We start from the raw sequence: 15,093 nt of genomic DNA, 5'->3' as shown, positions 1-15,093 counted from the left end.
GGGCCCGCAACCGCAAAGTTTTTTCCCAGGGGAGCGAATCATGAAAACTCCACTGGCCTGGAAAAATCTCGTTCACAACAAAGTCCGCACAGCAGTTGCGCTGGCGGGGGTCGGGTTTGCGGTCATCCTGATCTTCATGCAAATGGGCTTTAAAGGGGCGGTCAAGAAAACCGCCACGCAGATCTACGACGCGCTCGAATTTGATTTGATGCTGCGCTCGCCCACTTACTTGCATCTGACTGACCCGAGAACTTTTCCCCGGGAACGCATCTACCAAGCGGCATCGCTACCTGGGGTCGAGGCTTCGAGACCGTTCTACTTGGGTCTCACCGAGTGGCAAGCCCCGCAACCACCTGATGCGAAGCTGGGCGACTGGCAAGGCGAGTGGCGCGGCATCATCTGCATGGGCACCGATCCCGCAGACCCTGCGTTTAGGCCGGCGGAGATTCGCGAGAAGGTGAAGAACCTGACTGATAGCAGCTTCTTGTTGATTGATCGCAAGAGCAAGTCCGACTTCGGGCCAAGCAATGGTGAACGCTTCGGCGAGTTGGACATCGGCGTAAAGACGGTTCTCGGACGCGAACGATTTCAGATTGTCGACACGTTTGAACTAGGCACCGGACTGGCGGCCAATGGTGCCTGCTTGACCAATCCCAATGGCTTTGCAAAAGCGTGCTACTGGCAACCGCTTCAACAGGTGAACCTGGGACTGGTGACACTCACACCGGGAGCAGATATCCATCAAGTGCAGAATGCTATTCAACAGTTGCTCGGTCCTGTGCAACTCGAAGGCCCTCCTACAGCAACTCCTGCCGATGTCGAGGTGCTGACCCGCGATGAAGTGAGAGTACGCGAAGAGAAACGCTGGGTGAAAGAGACGCCACTGGGCTTTATTTTTGAAATTGGCGTCTATGTAGCGTTGTTTGTTGGCGTGGCGATTGTGTACCAAGTGCTTTCTACGGACATCGCTAACATGATGGGCGAATACGCCACGCTGAAGGCGATGGGCTACACCAATGGCTATCTGACCTCGGTCGTGCTGCAGCAGTCGGTGCTGCTTGCGCTGGTGGGTTACGTACCATCGATCCTCATTTCCTGGGCCTTGTACTACATAGTGAGCAGTGCCTCAGGCATGCCCATGGCCATGACCTGGCAAATTGCCAGCATCGTCCTGGGGCTGGCAATTCTCATGTGTGTGCTCTCGGGATTGGCCGCGTTGAGAAAACTATTCCAAGCCGACCCAGCAGATTTATTCTAGATCGTATGAAGTTTCCATAGTGAACCAGAAAGGGACACAGACAGAATTGTTGGCCGCCTACCAAGGTCGCGGTTAAGAACTGGACTCTCCACCAGAACAACGAGATCGTCACCACTAAACACATGCCCTTACTTCGCAAAACACCACTCGCCTGGAAGAACCTAACGCACGACAAGCGCCGGTTGGCGGTTGCGCTAGCCGGGATTGGGTTTGCGGTGCTGCTAATGTTTACGCAAGTAGGCTTCCAGAAAGCGCTGTTCGATAGCCAAGTTAAGCTCATCGACGATCTGCGAGGGGATATCTTCCTGGTGAGCAAAGCAAAGTACACGCTAGCCGCCGAGAAACGCTTTCCCAAGGAACGCATCAATCAAGCCAGTTCTTGCTTTGGCGTCGCCGGGGCGTTTCCAATTTATTCGGAATTAACGCTCTCAGTACTCAAGAACCTCACAAAGGGACAAAGCTCCAAGGGCTATCCAATCCGTTCGATTGGCTTTCACTTGAAAGACCCGGTACTCCGGGCAGACGCGATCACCGACCAGATCTACAAGCTCCGCATCCCGAATACCGCTCTGATCGATGTGCGCAGTAAGGGTACCAACTTCGCCTTCCCCACCGAGGACGACGACCTGCTCGCCGATCAACCAGCCGAACTGGCAGGAAAGCGGCTACAGTTGGTCGGCTCCTTTGAGCTCGGTACGGATTTCGCCCACGACGGCAACTTGGTGATGAGTGCCGAAAACTTCGCGAGCTACTTCCCCGCTCGCAAGCAGTTTGGCAATCCGCTGGATGTGGTTGACCTGGGCGTAGTCCATAAGCAAGAAGACGCCGACCTGGCAAAGGTGCGCGACCTCGTAGACGACCTGCTGCCCAATGATGTTAGCGTGCTCACAAGGGAAGAATATCGCAATCAGGAAATCGGTTTCTGGGACGCCAGTACACCGATCGGTATCATCTTCTCGGCCGGCAAGATCATCGGATTTGTCGTCGGCGTAGTGATTTGCTATCAGGTTATCTATACCGACATTGCCGACCACATGTCTGAGTTCGCCACCTTACGCGCTATGGGCTACAAAGACCGCTACTTTGTTCGCATGATCGTTGCCGAGGGGGTGCTGCTCTCGATCATTGGTTTCATTCCCGGCCTGCTTGCGAGTTGGGGGCTGTACTACTTTCTCGCGAACATGACCGGCCTACAGTTAATAATGACCATGCCCTCAGCCATGAAGGTGCTTGGGTTAACCATTCTTATGTGCATCGCCTCGGGGTTGTTGGCAGTGCGGAAATTGTTGTCTGCTGATCCGGCAAGTTTATTCTAGAGACCGTTCGATTTATTGTTGTTCACCAAGCGAAGTCCCGGCTTGCACCGGGGGCTAGTTGACTGAGACGAGATGAAACTATGACTACTGCCACGCCCAATCTATCGTTACCAGCCACCAGCGGTGCCTATGCCGATGGCGCCCAGCTACCCAAGACCGTGAAGGTGGGAGGACTGAACCACTTTTTCGGCGATGGCGAGCAGCGCACGCAGGCGCTCTTCGACAACAATCTTGAAGTCCGCCGCGGAGAGATCGTCATCATGACCGGCCCGTCGGGCTCTGGGAAAACCACATTGCTGACCCTTATTGGCACTTTGCGCACGGTTTGCGAGGGCAGCTTGCAAGTGCTCGGGAACGAGCTCAACGGAGCTTCCCGTGATGACATCAATCACATCCGTCGCGACATGGGCTTCATCTTTCAGGCGCATAACTTGTTCGAGTCGCTCACTGCATTCCAAAATGTGAACATGGCGGCGGAGCTGCAAGGGATTTCGCGCAAAGCCGCCAAAGAGCGCATTGAATACTTGCTCACACGACTCGATCTGGGCCACCGCATTCATTACAAGCCGAATTCGCTTTCCGGTGGTCAAAAACAACGCGTAGCCATTGCCCGCGGTTTGGTACATCGACCGAAGCTCATTCTCGCAGACGAGCCGACTGCCGCCCTCGATGAAAAGACGGGACGCGAAGTGGTCACACTCTTTCAAGAGATGGCAAAGGACGAAGGCTGCACCGTCATTATGGTGACGCACGACAATCGTATTCTCGACGTAGCGGATCGTATCGTGAACATGGTGCAAGGCCATATCCGAAGCGATGTGGCCGTGGTCGAAGCGTCGGTCATCTGCGAATTCTTGCGTCAGTATCCGCTGTTCGCAGAACTCACACCTAATACGCTTACTGACATGGCTGACAAGATGATGGTCCGCCAATCAGAGCCTGGCGAAGTGGTCATTCGGCAGAACGATCCGGGCGACCTGTTTTATCTCATCCGCGCCGGCCATGTGGAAGTCATCGTGGAAGAGGCAGGCAAGAGCGAGAAGGTTGCTGAACTCGGCCAGGGCCAGTTTTTCGGCGAGGCAGCGCTTATCACTAAGAAACCACGGAACGCGACGGTCATCGCCACGGAGGAGACCACGTTCTACACGCTCGGCCAAGAGGATTTCCAAGCCGTGCTCGACCAAAGCAAGACTTTCGAGTCCGAACTCCGCAGCGTGCTGGCAGGTCGTACTTGACCCTAGGCTGCCAGTGGCTACCCGCAAGTCGCAGTGACGAGCCGCTTGTGCCAAGCTGAAAATCGGTACAGAGCTTAGCTCCTGGCGTATTCGCCTGGGAGAAATGCTTTTAGACTGATGCCCCGGTAACGTAGAGTTATCTAGGTTGGACTTTCCCTATGCCTAGGTATCTCCGATGAGTAGCCCTCCCAATTCACCTTATAAGCCGCTGCAAGACGCGAAGCTGAAATCGCGTTGGCGGCACAGCCCGTTGTTGGCGTGGCTTGTGTTAGGGATTTCTCTGCTGCTGACTTTCTGTGCCTGGTTGCTTTCCAATCGTTATCTCAACGAACGCGCCGCTGAAAGATTCACTGTACGGACGAATGAACTCGAAGTGGCGATCCGAGAAAGGATGCTGGAATACGAACAGGTGCTCCGCGGCGGAATCGGACTCTTTGCCGCCTCTGAGAACGTCAGCCGCGGGGAGTGGCATGCTTACGTCTCGAATTCACAGCTGCAAAAGTACTACCCCGGCATTCAAGGCATGGGGTATAGCAGAGTCATTGCACCTAGCGACAAGGCAAGTTTTGAGCAAGAAATTCGTGCGGACGGATTTCCTGAATTCCAAATCAAGCCTTCAGGGGAACGAGCGTTTACTACCTCGATCGTCTACCTCGAGCCCTTTGACTGGCGCAATCAGCGAGCTCTCGGGTACGACATGTACTCCAACCCAGTGCGCCGTCAAGCGATGGATCGAGCAATAGATACGGGACTCCCCTCGATCACGGGTAATGTTACTTTGGTTCAGGAAACCGATGTGGATGTCCAAGCCGGCTTCCTCTACTACCTGCCGCACTATACTCCCGGGTTGCCAACCACTTCGGTCGAAGAACGCAGGAAGGCGATTCAGGGTTTCGTCTATGCGGCGTTTCGTTCCGGCGACCTTATGCATGGGATTATTGGCGACTCTGTTCGAGGCATCGCGTTCGAACTTTTTAGCGGTCAAGAAAACTCTGCCGATGCATTGATGTACCGCAGCGCACAGTTACAAGGCCCGCAACATGGCGAGACTGCCGAGTTTGCCGAGACACGCTATCTCGACTTCAGCGGTCGAGTCTTGACACTCGTAACCTATTCACGACCCGAATTAACTAGCAGTATCGAAAATTGGCAAAGCCTGCTCGTTGCCATCGGCGGATTGATAGTCGACGTGTTGCTATTTTTAGTGATCGCTTCGCTGTCCCGTCAGCGGCAACGAGCTTACGAGCTGGCTGAAGAGATGACCGCCGAACTGCGGATTCATGCGGCTGAACTGCAACGGAGCAATGCAGAGCTGGAGCAGTTTGCTTACGTCGCCTCTCACGATCTTCAAGAACCGCTACGCAAGGTGACTGCTTGCTGCCAGGTACTTCTCGAAGATTACTCGTCCAAACTCGACGACAAAGCCAAGCAGTGGATTAGTTACGCGGTAGACGCCTCGGAGAGAATGCGTCAAATGATCAAGGACTTACTCTCGTTCTCCAAAATTGGACGTGACGAGGAGCATTCGGAGGTGGTCGATGCCAACCGCGTCTGTCACGACGCACTTTCCAACCTGCAATACACGATCGATGAGACCCAAGCAAAGGTGGAAGTCGCCAACCTCCCGACGGTTCAATCCAATGGCACCCAACTGACCTTACTGCTACAAAACTTGATTGGTAATGCGCTCAAATATCGCGGAGAAGCCACCCCTGAAGTACACGTCTCTGCTTCTGAAGAGGGAGAGTTTTGGAAGTTTCGTGTCGCGGACAACGGAATCGGGATCGAGCCACAGTATCGGGATCGCATCTTCCTCATATTCCAACGCCTACACGCCCGCGAAGCCTATCAGGGCACTGGCATAGGACTAGCTATCTGCAAAAAGATTGTAGAGAGACACTCCGGCACAATTTGGTTAGAATCCCAATCTGACGAGGACATGCAGCGTGGCCAGGAAGCTCCTACAAAATCGGGTAGTGTATTTTACTTTACGCTGCCTAAAGCCAATACAGCCGTCTAACAACCTTACGGATTGATCACGATGGATGCGACGCTCAGCGACACTGCTCTCCCGAAACAGCCGATTCACATATTACTTGTCGATGACGACGAAGTTGACGTCATGATGACCGAACGGGTCATGAGTCAGGTAGGAGTCGTCTGCAAGCTAAACATCGCTAGGGATGGAATCGACGCTCTCGAATTCCTTCGCAGCCAAGGTGCTCATGAAGACGCCTGTCGCCCTGATCTTATCTTGCTTGATCTGAACATGCCGCGGATGAGTGGTCATGAAACGCTGCAGGCCATCAAGAGCGACGAACAATTGGCAACAATCCCGGTCGTCATCCTCACGACGTCAGAGAACGAAAACGACGTTGCCACTGCCTACAAGAATCATGCCAACGGCTACCTCACCAAGCTAAGCGATACAAAGAAGTTTGCGAAGTCGTTGAGTAAGGTTTTCAGCTATTGGTTTGCAACGGTTCGCTTACCGGGAAATTAGTGGTGGGAAAGCGAACGACGAGAGGCCTCACTTCTTGCAACGCATGCAAGCTCCATCGCAACAGCCCTCGGTACACAACGTGCGGGTGTAGCCGCATTCTTGCCCGAGCGTGCCCTGGGCGAACTTCAGCTTCACGCGGGCGATTTTCAAATTCGCAATCTGCTGGACCAACTCGCCTTCCGCGTCGAAAAGCCGGCTGCGCTCGCGGCTGATCTCGAAGATCGTGGTCTCCTCCACGTCCCGCTTCTCTTCCATGCGGTAAACGGACTCACGACGATCTTCGACCGACTGGCGGGCAAGCATGACTCGTTTTTGCTGCATGGCAACTCGATAAGCTGCGTTTTTCAGCTCTGCTGTCGCCAGGTTCTCGGTATCTGTGTAGAGCAAAGCCAACTGCTTGCAGCGCACATCTACTTCGTGTCCGCTGCAACGAATACAACGCAGTCGATGAATCCAGCCTTCAGTGGGTTCCACTGAACCTAGGGTGCTGTCAGCAATATTCAACACGCCACGGGCAACCCGCAGTGTCCCTTTCTCTAACTTGCAGAGCACTAGCTGAACACCTCGCATGTCCGAGCGATGCGCCATGCCTTGCGCAACTTCGGCTGAGATGTCCACGGGAGTGAGATTGGGAACCCAGTCCACGGAGGGCCAATAAAACTGGAACTCGTTAGAGTAACAAGCAAGCAACTTCTGCAATTGGCCGTTGAGTTGCAGTCGTGTGTAATCAGCCTGCAAGCGGCGATCTTTCAAGGCGTTGATAACGATTTCGACTTCCCCGCGATCAAGTCCATCGGTCTCCAGCCCCTCCGCTTCGAGCGCATCAATACGAGCAAGGGTATTGCGATTCTCTTGCAATGCGAGCTCAAGGTAGTGGATCCGAGCTTCCAATGCTGCCAAATTGTAGAGGCTTTCCACTGCTGCAACGGCGGCCTCTGATCGTAAGTCATACTCGTGAAGCACCAGGAGATCGCGATTAAGGCAAAGATTTTCTCTCACAATACGCGAATCGCACTCGATGATGGTGCTTGCCCAATGCTGCTCGAGCTTCACGAGGTTCGCCAGATTTGCGTTCACCGCGGCGTTGCACTGACACGTTGCCGGATCGAGCTGGCAGAAGCTCTCTGCTGGCGTTGGCAGGGGTTGCAGTAGCTCGGCATCTTCGTAGACCGGCACCAGATCGGCCACGTTGGCCGACTGGCCGTCAGGAAACGCCGTCATGCACACGCAGGGGACGGCAGGGGTTTCTGGCAGACAGCAGGATGAAGTGCAGCGACAGCCAACCAGTAGCGTCAAGCTAAGCAGCATCACCACGGTGAGCAGGGGCGTCTTAATGATGAGAATCCGCGAAAGCATGATATTCGATACCGGACAACCGGTGTAATGAGAGGAACCTGTTCCTGCTCGTTACCTATCGAATACCGCTGGCGCTTCTCGCAACAAATGCCAGCAATTTTCCGCGTATGCGGGTCTGGTCGAGTTTGCTGGTTAGGCGTTTTCGGCGAAGCCCCGAGGATTAACCCTCAAGGAGGGAGATGGGATTTGCCCCGGCATCTTTGAGCAATTCCGCCGCCTTTGCTAGACGCTGTTCGTCTTGCTCGACTGGCTCTACCGAAACGAGTATCTTTCCTTCGGACACGGCTTGATCGAAGAAATCAGAGGTATTCTGCTCAAGGCCGCGCTCGATCATAGCCCCTGCGAGGCCCCCAACGACTCCTCCCGCTAGCGTAGCGGCAAGAGCCCCGGCCACGAGCACAGGAATGCCGGCAACCGTGGCCAGACCTGCAGCTGCCATCAGACCGCCGATCGAACCACCCAAAGCACTGCCAGCAACGGCCGCAGTCGCCGCTTCCTCCGAGTCTTCCTCTTCGGCGATGGTATCGGGGAACTGTTCCGCTTGGTGCTGCTCGCTGCACAAGACCGACAGTTCCTGGTCTGTGAATCCGGCATTCTGTAAAGATTGAAGTGCCTGTTGGGCAGCAGCAACAGTGTCGTACACGCCAACACGAATGGGGCGTTTTTTTTCGGGACTACTCATGATTAGTCGACCTTATCGCTTCTCCAGGACAACCGTGCCGAGTGGGCCATCGCTAGAAAGACAGTTGGAGGCAGTGAGGAACACCGTTCGGTGAACATTGTTTGAGTCTGACAGGTCCATTCTTGCAATTCAGGAGCCAATGACAAGCGGCTTACCCAACAGTCTGCTTACGGCGTGTCTTGCCAGTTGGTCAGCCGCCCCTTAAACTGGGCGATTCGCTTTGGCAGGACCAATCTGCCAGACGCGAGTGAATTTCATTTCCTGCTGTAGCTCAGTTGGTAGAGCACCGGATTGTGGATCCGGAGGTCTTGGGTTCGAGCCCCAACGGCAGGACTGTTCTCGGCGGGCGAGCTGGAGTACCTAAGTTAAGGTGCCCTCGGCTCGCCCGCCGCTTTCGTGGACGAATGCTTCCGTTGATGAATGCTTCCGTTCACGAGAATCGAAGAGCCCCTATGAAAAAGGTCTTGCTGGTAGTGATCGACGCTCTGGCCACCAAGGTGGTCGAGCCGGCAATAGCCAGTGGCAAGTTACCCAATTTGGCGATCCTCGCCGATTCCGGACAGTTCAAGCCGTGCTGCGTCCCGGCTTTCCCCTCGATCACCCCCGCCGCAACTACGACCATCGCGACTGGAGAGTATCCAGCCAGACACGGCATTCTCGGAAACTATTGGTACGACGAGGTCGACGACGAGGTCGTCTACTTGGGGGATGATTTCTGGGTGCTTATGAAGAAGGGCTTCGGCGATTTCTTTCGCGACTACATCGGGCAACTCAACTACACCCAATTACAAGCAAAAACGATTTTCCAGCTTGCCGAGCACCACGGACTTGCGACGGCCTGCATCAACTATCTGTGCGTGCGCGGCGACACACCGCACGAGTTAAACGTGCCGCTCCTGTTGAAGCTTCTTCCCGGCGCAGAATTTCCAGAGAAGATGGCCGGCCCGCTCAAATTATTTCTTGGCGACTTCATTACGTCCAGCATTTCGCTCCGCGAAGAGGAGGTGCCCCATGTTGGCGACACCATCTTCAATCGCTACGGTTTCAACGATGCCGCGTCCGCGAAGTTTTTGGAAACGCTCTTCTCTGCCAAAGAGATTCCCGACCTGACCCTCGCCTACTTTCCCGATAACGACTACGCCAGCCACGAGCGGGGCCCCAAGGAGGCGATCGACGTTGTGAAGGAAGTCGATGCGTGCTTAGGGCGTGTCGCCGAATCGCGGGGCGGATGGGAAGCATTTCTAGACGAGGTTTGTGTTGTCGTGACTGGCGACCATTCGCAAACAGACCTTGCCAAGAGCGAAACGGAGCGTGCTATCCGTCTCGACGAGCTGCTCACTCCGTTCACGTTGTGTGAAGCGGGAACACGTTGGGACAACCACGACGACTTAATGGTCTGTCCCAACATGCGAGCCGTGCAAATTTACCTGCGCAGCGAGCAGCAAGAGGTGCGCACCTCAATCGTGGAACGGCTGCTGTGCGATAGTCGAGTCGATCAAGTTTTCTGGCAAGAGAACACGGCGGCTGATCCACAAATATCCCACCGCTGGACGGTTGCGACCAAGGACTGTGGCAAGCTGAGCTTCACGATTGCGGGAGATGGCGGAGGCGCTCCGCACGACGAGTACGGCAATCGCTGGCGACTAGAGGGGGATCTCAGCGCCGTAGACGCCACACTCGAAGCGGGCGGCTTGATCGCTTACGGCAAATACCCGAACGCGTTAGAACGAATCTCTTTGGCATTCACGCGTGAATCGGGCGACCTGTGGGCAACGGCCGTTCCGGGGTGTGAATTCAAAATTGCCAGCACTGAACTACATCGGGCAGGCTCACACGGATCGCTCGAAGAGTTGGACAGTTCCCCTCCGTTGATCGTCGCTGGTCTGCCAGAAAGTATCGAGCTCCCCGAGACACCCCGCAGTGTAGATATTGTGCCGCTCTGCCTGACGATTCTCGACCTACCAAGTCCGCGAGCACTAGGAGCGGGGCACGTTGCTGTACCGCTTACAACACAGCAGAATCGGCCCTATCGTCATTAGGAGTTTCTTGGGACTCTCTGACGAGAGGCTTCCTATCGCGGTGCAAGCACTGCGGCGAATTGTGCGAGTCCAATTTGCAGAGCCACGATGCGCGACGAATTCATGTAGCACTCAATGCAGTCCGCTTGTTAGTCTCCACGCCACCACCGCAACGCCTAGTGGCACAAGATAGTAGGCGAACATCGCCAGTCGTCCTGCCTTTACCCAGTGGATCACGAGCTTCAGAGCGGCTAGTCCTACGATCATGGAAATGATAAAGCCAATCAGCAGCGTGCCGATTGGCGTGCCCGTGGTACCTTCCTGGTAGGCTTCTAGCCCCTCGAGCAACCCTCCGCCGCCGATTGCGGGGATGGCCATGAGAAAGGCAAACGTGGCCGCGGCTTCGCGTTTCAATCCCATCGCCAGCCCCCCGACAATCGTGGCTCCGCTCCGCGATATTCCCGGCAGGAGCGCGAATGCTTGAAGCAAACCAATTTTCAACGCTTTGCCGGGGGTCAGTTCCGTGTACTCACCCTCACCTGGCTGTTGGCGAGAAATCCACCAGAGCGCAACCGCCGTGATCGGAAACATGAACCCCGCCAGCAGTGGGCTCTCTAGCACCGTTTTCTCCAAGTGCTCGGGCAATCCCTTTTTGATAGTGAGACCAATGATTACCGCCGGAACCGTGGCCACGATCAGCGGCATGATGGCCTTGGAGTCTTTCGACAGCAGACCGACGATTTCTTTGCGGTAGAAGATCAGCACTGCGGCCAGCGTGCCCAGGTGTAGCACGACGCTCACCTCGACAAGGTCTTGCACAGGCTCACTGCCGAAGGCTTCCAGCAGCGCGTTGGCGACCACTAGGTGGCCTGAACTGCTTACTGGCAGAAATTCCGTGAGTCCTTGCACGATCGCCAGCAGGATAATTTCCCAGGTTGTCATTGCTGAATTCTCTAGGGCTTGTCGTTAGATGCCGAACAGGCAGATCGCGGTCAACCCGCAAAACCCGTTCATTCCTGTGCCGTGGCACTATAATCACCCATGCCGGGCCTGTCAGCGGCTTCTCGCGACTTCCGGCGCTGGATACACTGAAGTATGGAACGTTTCGAGGTCACACACGTCTTTTTATGATCTAGCACACGCCATGGGCATTCGGTTCGCCTGCCCCAACGGGCATAAACTCAACGTGAAGGCAGAACTCGCCGGACGCCGCGCGATTTGCCCACAATGCAAGGCGAAGATCGTAGTCCCTCAGGTCGAGGAGACGATGAAATCGCAAGCGTCGCGTCCGAGCGAAGAGCTTGCCAAACCAGCTGCTAAAACAGCTAGTAAAACAGCTAGTAAAACAGCTCCTGAACCGGCGGCAGAGCCGTCAGCAACTCCTGCCCCCCCGCTTACGCCTTCGCCGCCCCCTCTTGAACCAGTTGTGGCGCCGGAGCCCGCCACTGAAGAAGTTATTTGGTACGTTCGCTCCACCACCGGCGAGCAGTTCGGCCCCGCCAGCACCGATGTCATGCGAGGGTGGATCGACGAAGGTCGCGTTGCCGCCGATAGCTGGACCTGGCGCACCGGCTGGGAAGACTGGAAGCCTGGGGCCGATGCCATTGCGGAGCTCAGCGCCACAAAGCCAGCCTCTCCTCCCGTCGAAGCCGTGCCCGCCATGGTTGCCGCCGCTGGAGCGGTCGCCCCTGTAATTCAGGAAACCGCATCTGAGGTCGCGTCTCAACAAGCGAGCTCTTCAGACGGCTCGACAAATAGTGCAGCCGAAGCTCGCCGACTAAAACGCGAAAAGAAAAAGAAACGCAACAAGATCATCACTATTGCACTCGGCGTACTGACACTCGCCCTAGCCGGGCTCCTTGCATGGGTGCTGCTTGGGAATAAGTCCACCGAAAAGAAACCAACAGAGAAGCCCGTTGTTGTTGCACCCGTAGAAGAAATGCCGGTACCAGAAGAGACAACGCAGAATGACGATGCGGCTAAGCCGCAAGCGGCAGAAGAGTCTCCCCCAGCAACTTGATAGGATTTCAATACGATGCACAGCATTTCTAATACACAGTTTTCTTATCGCCCCTACAAGTGTCTCTGCTCGTTGGTGGCAACTCTCGCTTGCGGTTTCGCCGTAGCCCAGGAGCCCGGTACGCCAGTCGTTGAAGTGAAGCAGCCTGCCGAGAAAGCCCCAGCGCAGAGAATTCAGAAACAGAAGCTACAAGAGCTGGAACTGGCCGACGGCGCTCTCACGCTTTCGTTACCCACCGAGTGGAAGTCGGTCAAGCCGCGCAGCTTCATTCTCAAGTACGAATTCGCCGTGCCTGCGCCCAAAAGTAGCAAAAGCGAAGAGTCCGATGATGTCGAGGACGAAGCGGCAGGCAAGCCAGGTCGGCTGACCATCATGAGTGCCACTGGCGGTGTGGAAGCGAACGTGCAGCGTTGGATCAGTCAATTCAAAAGCGAGAAGGGTGGCGGCCTAAGTGAGTTGAAAGCCGACGACAAAGGCCAACCTCCCAAGGCAGACAAAGAAGGCTTTTACACGGAAAAAATCAAAGCCGTCGGCGTGACTGCTACGCTGGTAGACCTACGAGGCACTTTCAGCGAGCGCCCCCGCGGCCCCCTTGGTCCGTCCGTCACGCTGCCCAACTATCGCATGTTGGGGCTCATCATCCCCACCGAAAAGCACGGCACTTGGTTCGTAAAATTCTACGGCCCCGCAAAGACGGTGGACGCCGCGGCGAAAGATTATCGTGCGATGGCTAAGCGTGCGAAGTACGCGCCTAACTGAAGCAGAGTCGTAGGCCGTAACAAGCAACGCGCAGTTACGGCCTACATGGAGATCGCACTCTCATGCTATTTGCCCTCACCCTCTTGCTGACCTGCACATTCACGTGCGTGGGTCTGCTGGCTCTGTGGGCGGCAACCAGTACACGGCATTGGTTCGTCCGCACAGCAGTGTTCTTGGGCACACTCGCGCCGTTGCTGGCAATACCGGCTTGCGAACCATTGGTGACTCTGACGGTGCAGGGAATAACCGTAATCGCAGCTGTAATAATCACGCGCTGGATTCAGAATCGAAAGCCGAAGGAAGCGCGAGTCGCCGGCGGAGGCTTTCAGTTTGGCATGGGCGATATGTTGCTGGCGACAGTGGTGGTGTCGTATCTTCTAGCAGTGGCCAGCCAGTTTCCTAGTGGTCAGCCTGAGACCATGGGGCTCACAGAGATCACTTGGCTGTATCCAACATTCAATGGGTTTGCCGTCGGTTTGATCACTTCACTGGCATATTGGATTACCACTTCCAGTGGTAAGCGACTGGCTATCGCAGCTTGTTTTGCGATCCTGGGTAGCTTGGCATTCGCTCTCATCGCCGCATATTCGGACTGGATCGTAGTCGCGTTCGTTGAATATGACAGTTTCATGAGCAGTCTATTTATGTCAAAGGCGCCCCAGGGATTGCTTGCTCAGCTGGGAGAGTTTCTCGCCGATCAAGGTACAGGAATTTGGCTAGTGATAGGATTGACTCACCTCGTACTTACGGCTGCAACGTTCAAGCTATTCTCACTTGGCTCCGCGGCACCCTCACGTTTTGCTACGACGATGTCCGTAGTCTGCGTACTTGTAATGGCATCATTTCCCATGGTCACTTACTGGCACCTTGCTACCCCGCCTGCAAAACATGATGTCACGTACCCAAATCCCAACGGCTACGAGCAACTTGTCGGACTCGCCAAGACAACCGAAACCGCAATCGTCAATGGAAATTTCGACAGCTCTGTTGCTACCAAGTCACAACGCGAGGCAGCGGCGGCTGAAGTCGATAGCGTTGTTTCAGAAGTTCACGACACTCTCGCTCTGCCTTCCGTCGTGCGCATTCAGTACGACATTGATACGGATTTGGCAAACATCTCATCACTCCGAAGCTTGGCTCGCGCTATGACAGAAGTGGGAGGTGTCCATGCCATGAACGGGCGATGGCAACAATCGCTCGATACCAATCTCGACTTGGTAGACTATGGTGCTCGAATATCCCAAGGTGGTCTGCTTATTGACGATCTCGTCGGTATCGCGTGTAGCGGGATGGGCAAGTACGGGATTAACGAGATTCATCGAGAACTCGACGAGTCTCAACGTAAACAAGTAGCCCGGCGACTGTCCGCATATCTCAACGGACTTGAGTCCGCAGAAGAATTTATCGAACGTGATCAAATTTGGGAGATATACGCAACCGGATGGATTGGTGCTCTGCGGATTTACCTTCAGTCGTACGATGCTCAGGCAAACCGTTGGGAAAACCAGGGCTATCTCCAGGCACGCAAACGCAACGAAATGGAAGTGCGGTTGCTACTGGCGGCCATTGCGATAGAAGACTATCGCGCCGCCTATGATCGCTTACCCGACTCGCTGGAAGAAACTTCGCCCATCAGGGGACTCGAATCATTGGTAGACCCGTTCGACCCCGCTGGTGGACTGTTGCGCTACCGACGACTTGATGAGAATCAGTACTTGCTCTACACCATTGGTGCCAACGGCACTGATGAGGCTGGAAGGTACAGCCTTGACGACCACTTGGGCGATGAAAACGACGTTACCCTCGAATCCCATTTTGAGCGCGAGCGTTTAGAGGCAGAAGCCGCTGCTGCAGAAGCTGCTGAGCTAGCCGCCGAACAGGCAGAACTCGACACGCTCGAAGAAGAGTTGGAAGATAAGGAAGCCCAACCCTAACCGCTTGCGGCT

At 55.2% G+C, this 15,093-nt stretch carries 12 protein-coding genes and 1 tRNA gene; 10 read left to right on the top strand and 3 right to left on the bottom strand.

What is annotated here, in order from left to right; translation table 11 throughout:
- Positions 1-40 precede the first annotated feature (40 nt).
- From HG15A2_RS06355 to HG15A2_RS06335, 5 genes are all read left to right on the top strand, one after another.
- The gene (locus HG15A2_RS06355; protein WP_145058933.1) at positions 41-1,258 is read left to right on the top strand and encodes an FtsX-like permease family protein; all 1,218 of its coding nucleotides are present in this window, start codon (positions 41-43) and stop codon (positions 1,256-1,258) included.
- A gap of 122 nt (positions 1,259-1,380) precedes the next feature.
- On the top strand, positions 1,381-2,574 hold the full coding sequence (devC, locus tag HG15A2_RS06350; RefSeq protein WP_145058931.1) for an ABC transporter permease DevC: 1,194 nt from the start codon (positions 1,381-1,383) through the stop codon (positions 2,572-2,574).
- 80 nt (positions 2,575-2,654) lie between these two features.
- Positions 2,655-3,809, top strand: a complete 1,155-nt coding sequence (locus HG15A2_RS06345) for an ATP-binding cassette domain-containing protein (RefSeq protein WP_145058929.1) — start codon at positions 2,655-2,657, stop codon at positions 3,807-3,809.
- A gap of 175 nt (positions 3,810-3,984) precedes the next feature.
- Positions 3,985-5,829 carry a CHASE domain-containing sensor histidine kinase gene (locus tag HG15A2_RS06340; RefSeq protein WP_145058927.1) on the top strand — a complete coding sequence of 615 codons (1,845 nt, stop codon included), beginning with the start codon at positions 3,985-3,987 and terminating at the stop codon, positions 5,827-5,829.
- 21 nt (positions 5,830-5,850) lie between these two features.
- Positions 5,851-6,312: a response regulator gene (locus HG15A2_RS06335; RefSeq protein WP_145058925.1), complete on the top strand. Its 462-nt coding sequence runs from the start codon at positions 5,851-5,853 to the stop codon at positions 6,310-6,312.
- A 27-nt stretch (positions 6,313-6,339) separates the two neighbouring features.
- Here the strand turns inward: HG15A2_RS06335 and HG15A2_RS06330 are convergent, their stop codons facing one another.
- Both HG15A2_RS06330 and HG15A2_RS06325 read right to left on the bottom strand, forming a co-directional pair.
- Positions 6,340-7,668, bottom strand: coding sequence for a TolC family protein (locus HG15A2_RS06330; RefSeq protein ID WP_145058923.1), 1,329 nt, complete (start codon positions 7,666-7,668; stop codon positions 6,340-6,342).
- Positions 7,669-7,828: 160 nt separating this feature from the next.
- Complete coding sequence (locus HG15A2_RS06325) at positions 7,829-8,350, bottom strand: general stress protein (RefSeq protein ID WP_145058921.1); 522 nt, start codon at positions 8,348-8,350, stop codon at positions 7,829-7,831.
- Between the two features lie 260 nt (positions 8,351-8,610).
- On the opposite strand from HG15A2_RS06325, the gene HG15A2_RS06320 reads away from it, so the two are divergent.
- Positions 8,611-8,683 (top strand) — tRNA-His (locus tag HG15A2_RS06320).
- 119 nt (positions 8,684-8,802) lie between these two features.
- Positions 8,803-10,389 (top strand): alkaline phosphatase family protein, encoded by a 1,587-nt coding sequence (locus tag HG15A2_RS06315; RefSeq protein ID WP_218932358.1) that lies wholly within the window; start codon positions 8,803-8,805, stop codon positions 10,387-10,389.
- A 111-nt stretch (positions 10,390-10,500) separates the two neighbouring features.
- On the opposite strand, the gene HG15A2_RS06310 is transcribed toward HG15A2_RS06315, so the two are convergent.
- A complete protein-coding gene (locus tag HG15A2_RS06310) occupies positions 10,501-11,310 on the bottom strand; it encodes an undecaprenyl-diphosphate phosphatase (RefSeq protein WP_145058917.1) in 810 nt (269 codons plus the stop codon).
- 202 nt (positions 11,311-11,512) lie between these two features.
- Between HG15A2_RS06310 and HG15A2_RS06305 the strand changes: the two genes are divergently transcribed.
- From HG15A2_RS06305 to HG15A2_RS06295, 3 genes are all read left to right on the top strand, one after another.
- Entirely contained in the window at positions 11,513-12,388 is an 876-nt protein-coding gene (locus HG15A2_RS06305) for a DUF4339 domain-containing protein (protein WP_218932357.1), read from the top strand.
- Positions 12,389-12,403: 15 nt separating this feature from the next.
- Positions 12,404-13,147 (top strand): hypothetical protein, encoded by a 744-nt coding sequence (locus tag HG15A2_RS06300; protein WP_145058913.1) that lies wholly within the window; start codon positions 12,404-12,406, stop codon positions 13,145-13,147.
- 62 nt (positions 13,148-13,209) lie between these two features.
- Positions 13,210-15,081: a hypothetical protein gene (locus HG15A2_RS06295; RefSeq protein ID WP_145058911.1), complete on the top strand. Its 1,872-nt coding sequence runs from the start codon at positions 13,210-13,212 to the stop codon at positions 15,079-15,081.
- Positions 15,082-15,093 lie beyond the last annotated feature (12 nt).

The sequence above is a fragment of the Adhaeretor mobilis genome (assembly GCF_007741515.1).
GTDB classification, from domain to species: domain Bacteria; phylum Planctomycetota; class Planctomycetia; order Pirellulales; family Lacipirellulaceae; genus Adhaeretor; species Adhaeretor mobilis.
The sequence above is the reverse complement of the archived record's forward strand: the minus strand, read 5'-3'. Positions and strand labels throughout refer to the sequence as shown.

Bases quoted from the DNA above. Each gene is read 5' to 3' on its own strand.
- HG15A2_RS06355 (WP_145058933.1), top strand. From the start codon at position 41: ATGAAAACTCCACTGGCCTGGAAAAATCTCGTTCACAACAAAGTCCGC.
- devC (WP_145058931.1), top strand. From the start codon at position 1,381: ATGCCCTTACTTCGCAAAACACCACTCGCCTGGAAGAACCTAACGCAC.
- HG15A2_RS06345 (WP_145058929.1), top strand. From the start codon at position 2,655: ATGACTACTGCCACGCCCAATCTATCGTTACCAGCCACCAGCGGTGCC.
- HG15A2_RS06340 (WP_145058927.1), top strand. From the start codon at position 3,985: ATGAGTAGCCCTCCCAATTCACCTTATAAGCCGCTGCAAGACGCGAAG.
- HG15A2_RS06335 (WP_145058925.1), top strand. From the start codon at position 5,851: ATGGATGCGACGCTCAGCGACACTGCTCTCCCGAAACAGCCGATTCAC.
- HG15A2_RS06330 (WP_145058923.1), bottom strand. From the start codon at position 7,668: ATGCTTTCGCGGATTCTCATCATTAAGACGCCCCTGCTCACCGTGGTG.
- HG15A2_RS06325 (WP_145058921.1), bottom strand. From the start codon at position 8,350: ATGAGTAGTCCCGAAAAAAAACGCCCCATTCGTGTTGGCGTGTACGAC.
- HG15A2_RS06315 (WP_218932358.1), top strand. From the start codon at position 8,803: ATGAAAAAGGTCTTGCTGGTAGTGATCGACGCTCTGGCCACCAAGGTG.
- HG15A2_RS06310 (WP_145058917.1), bottom strand. From the start codon at position 11,310: ATGACAACCTGGGAAATTATCCTGCTGGCGATCGTGCAAGGACTCACG.
- HG15A2_RS06305 (WP_218932357.1), top strand. From the start codon at position 11,513: ATGGGCATTCGGTTCGCCTGCCCCAACGGGCATAAACTCAACGTGAAG.
- HG15A2_RS06300 (WP_145058913.1), top strand. From the start codon at position 12,404: ATGCACAGCATTTCTAATACACAGTTTTCTTATCGCCCCTACAAGTGT.
- HG15A2_RS06295 (WP_145058911.1), top strand. From the start codon at position 13,210: ATGCTATTTGCCCTCACCCTCTTGCTGACCTGCACATTCACGTGCGTG.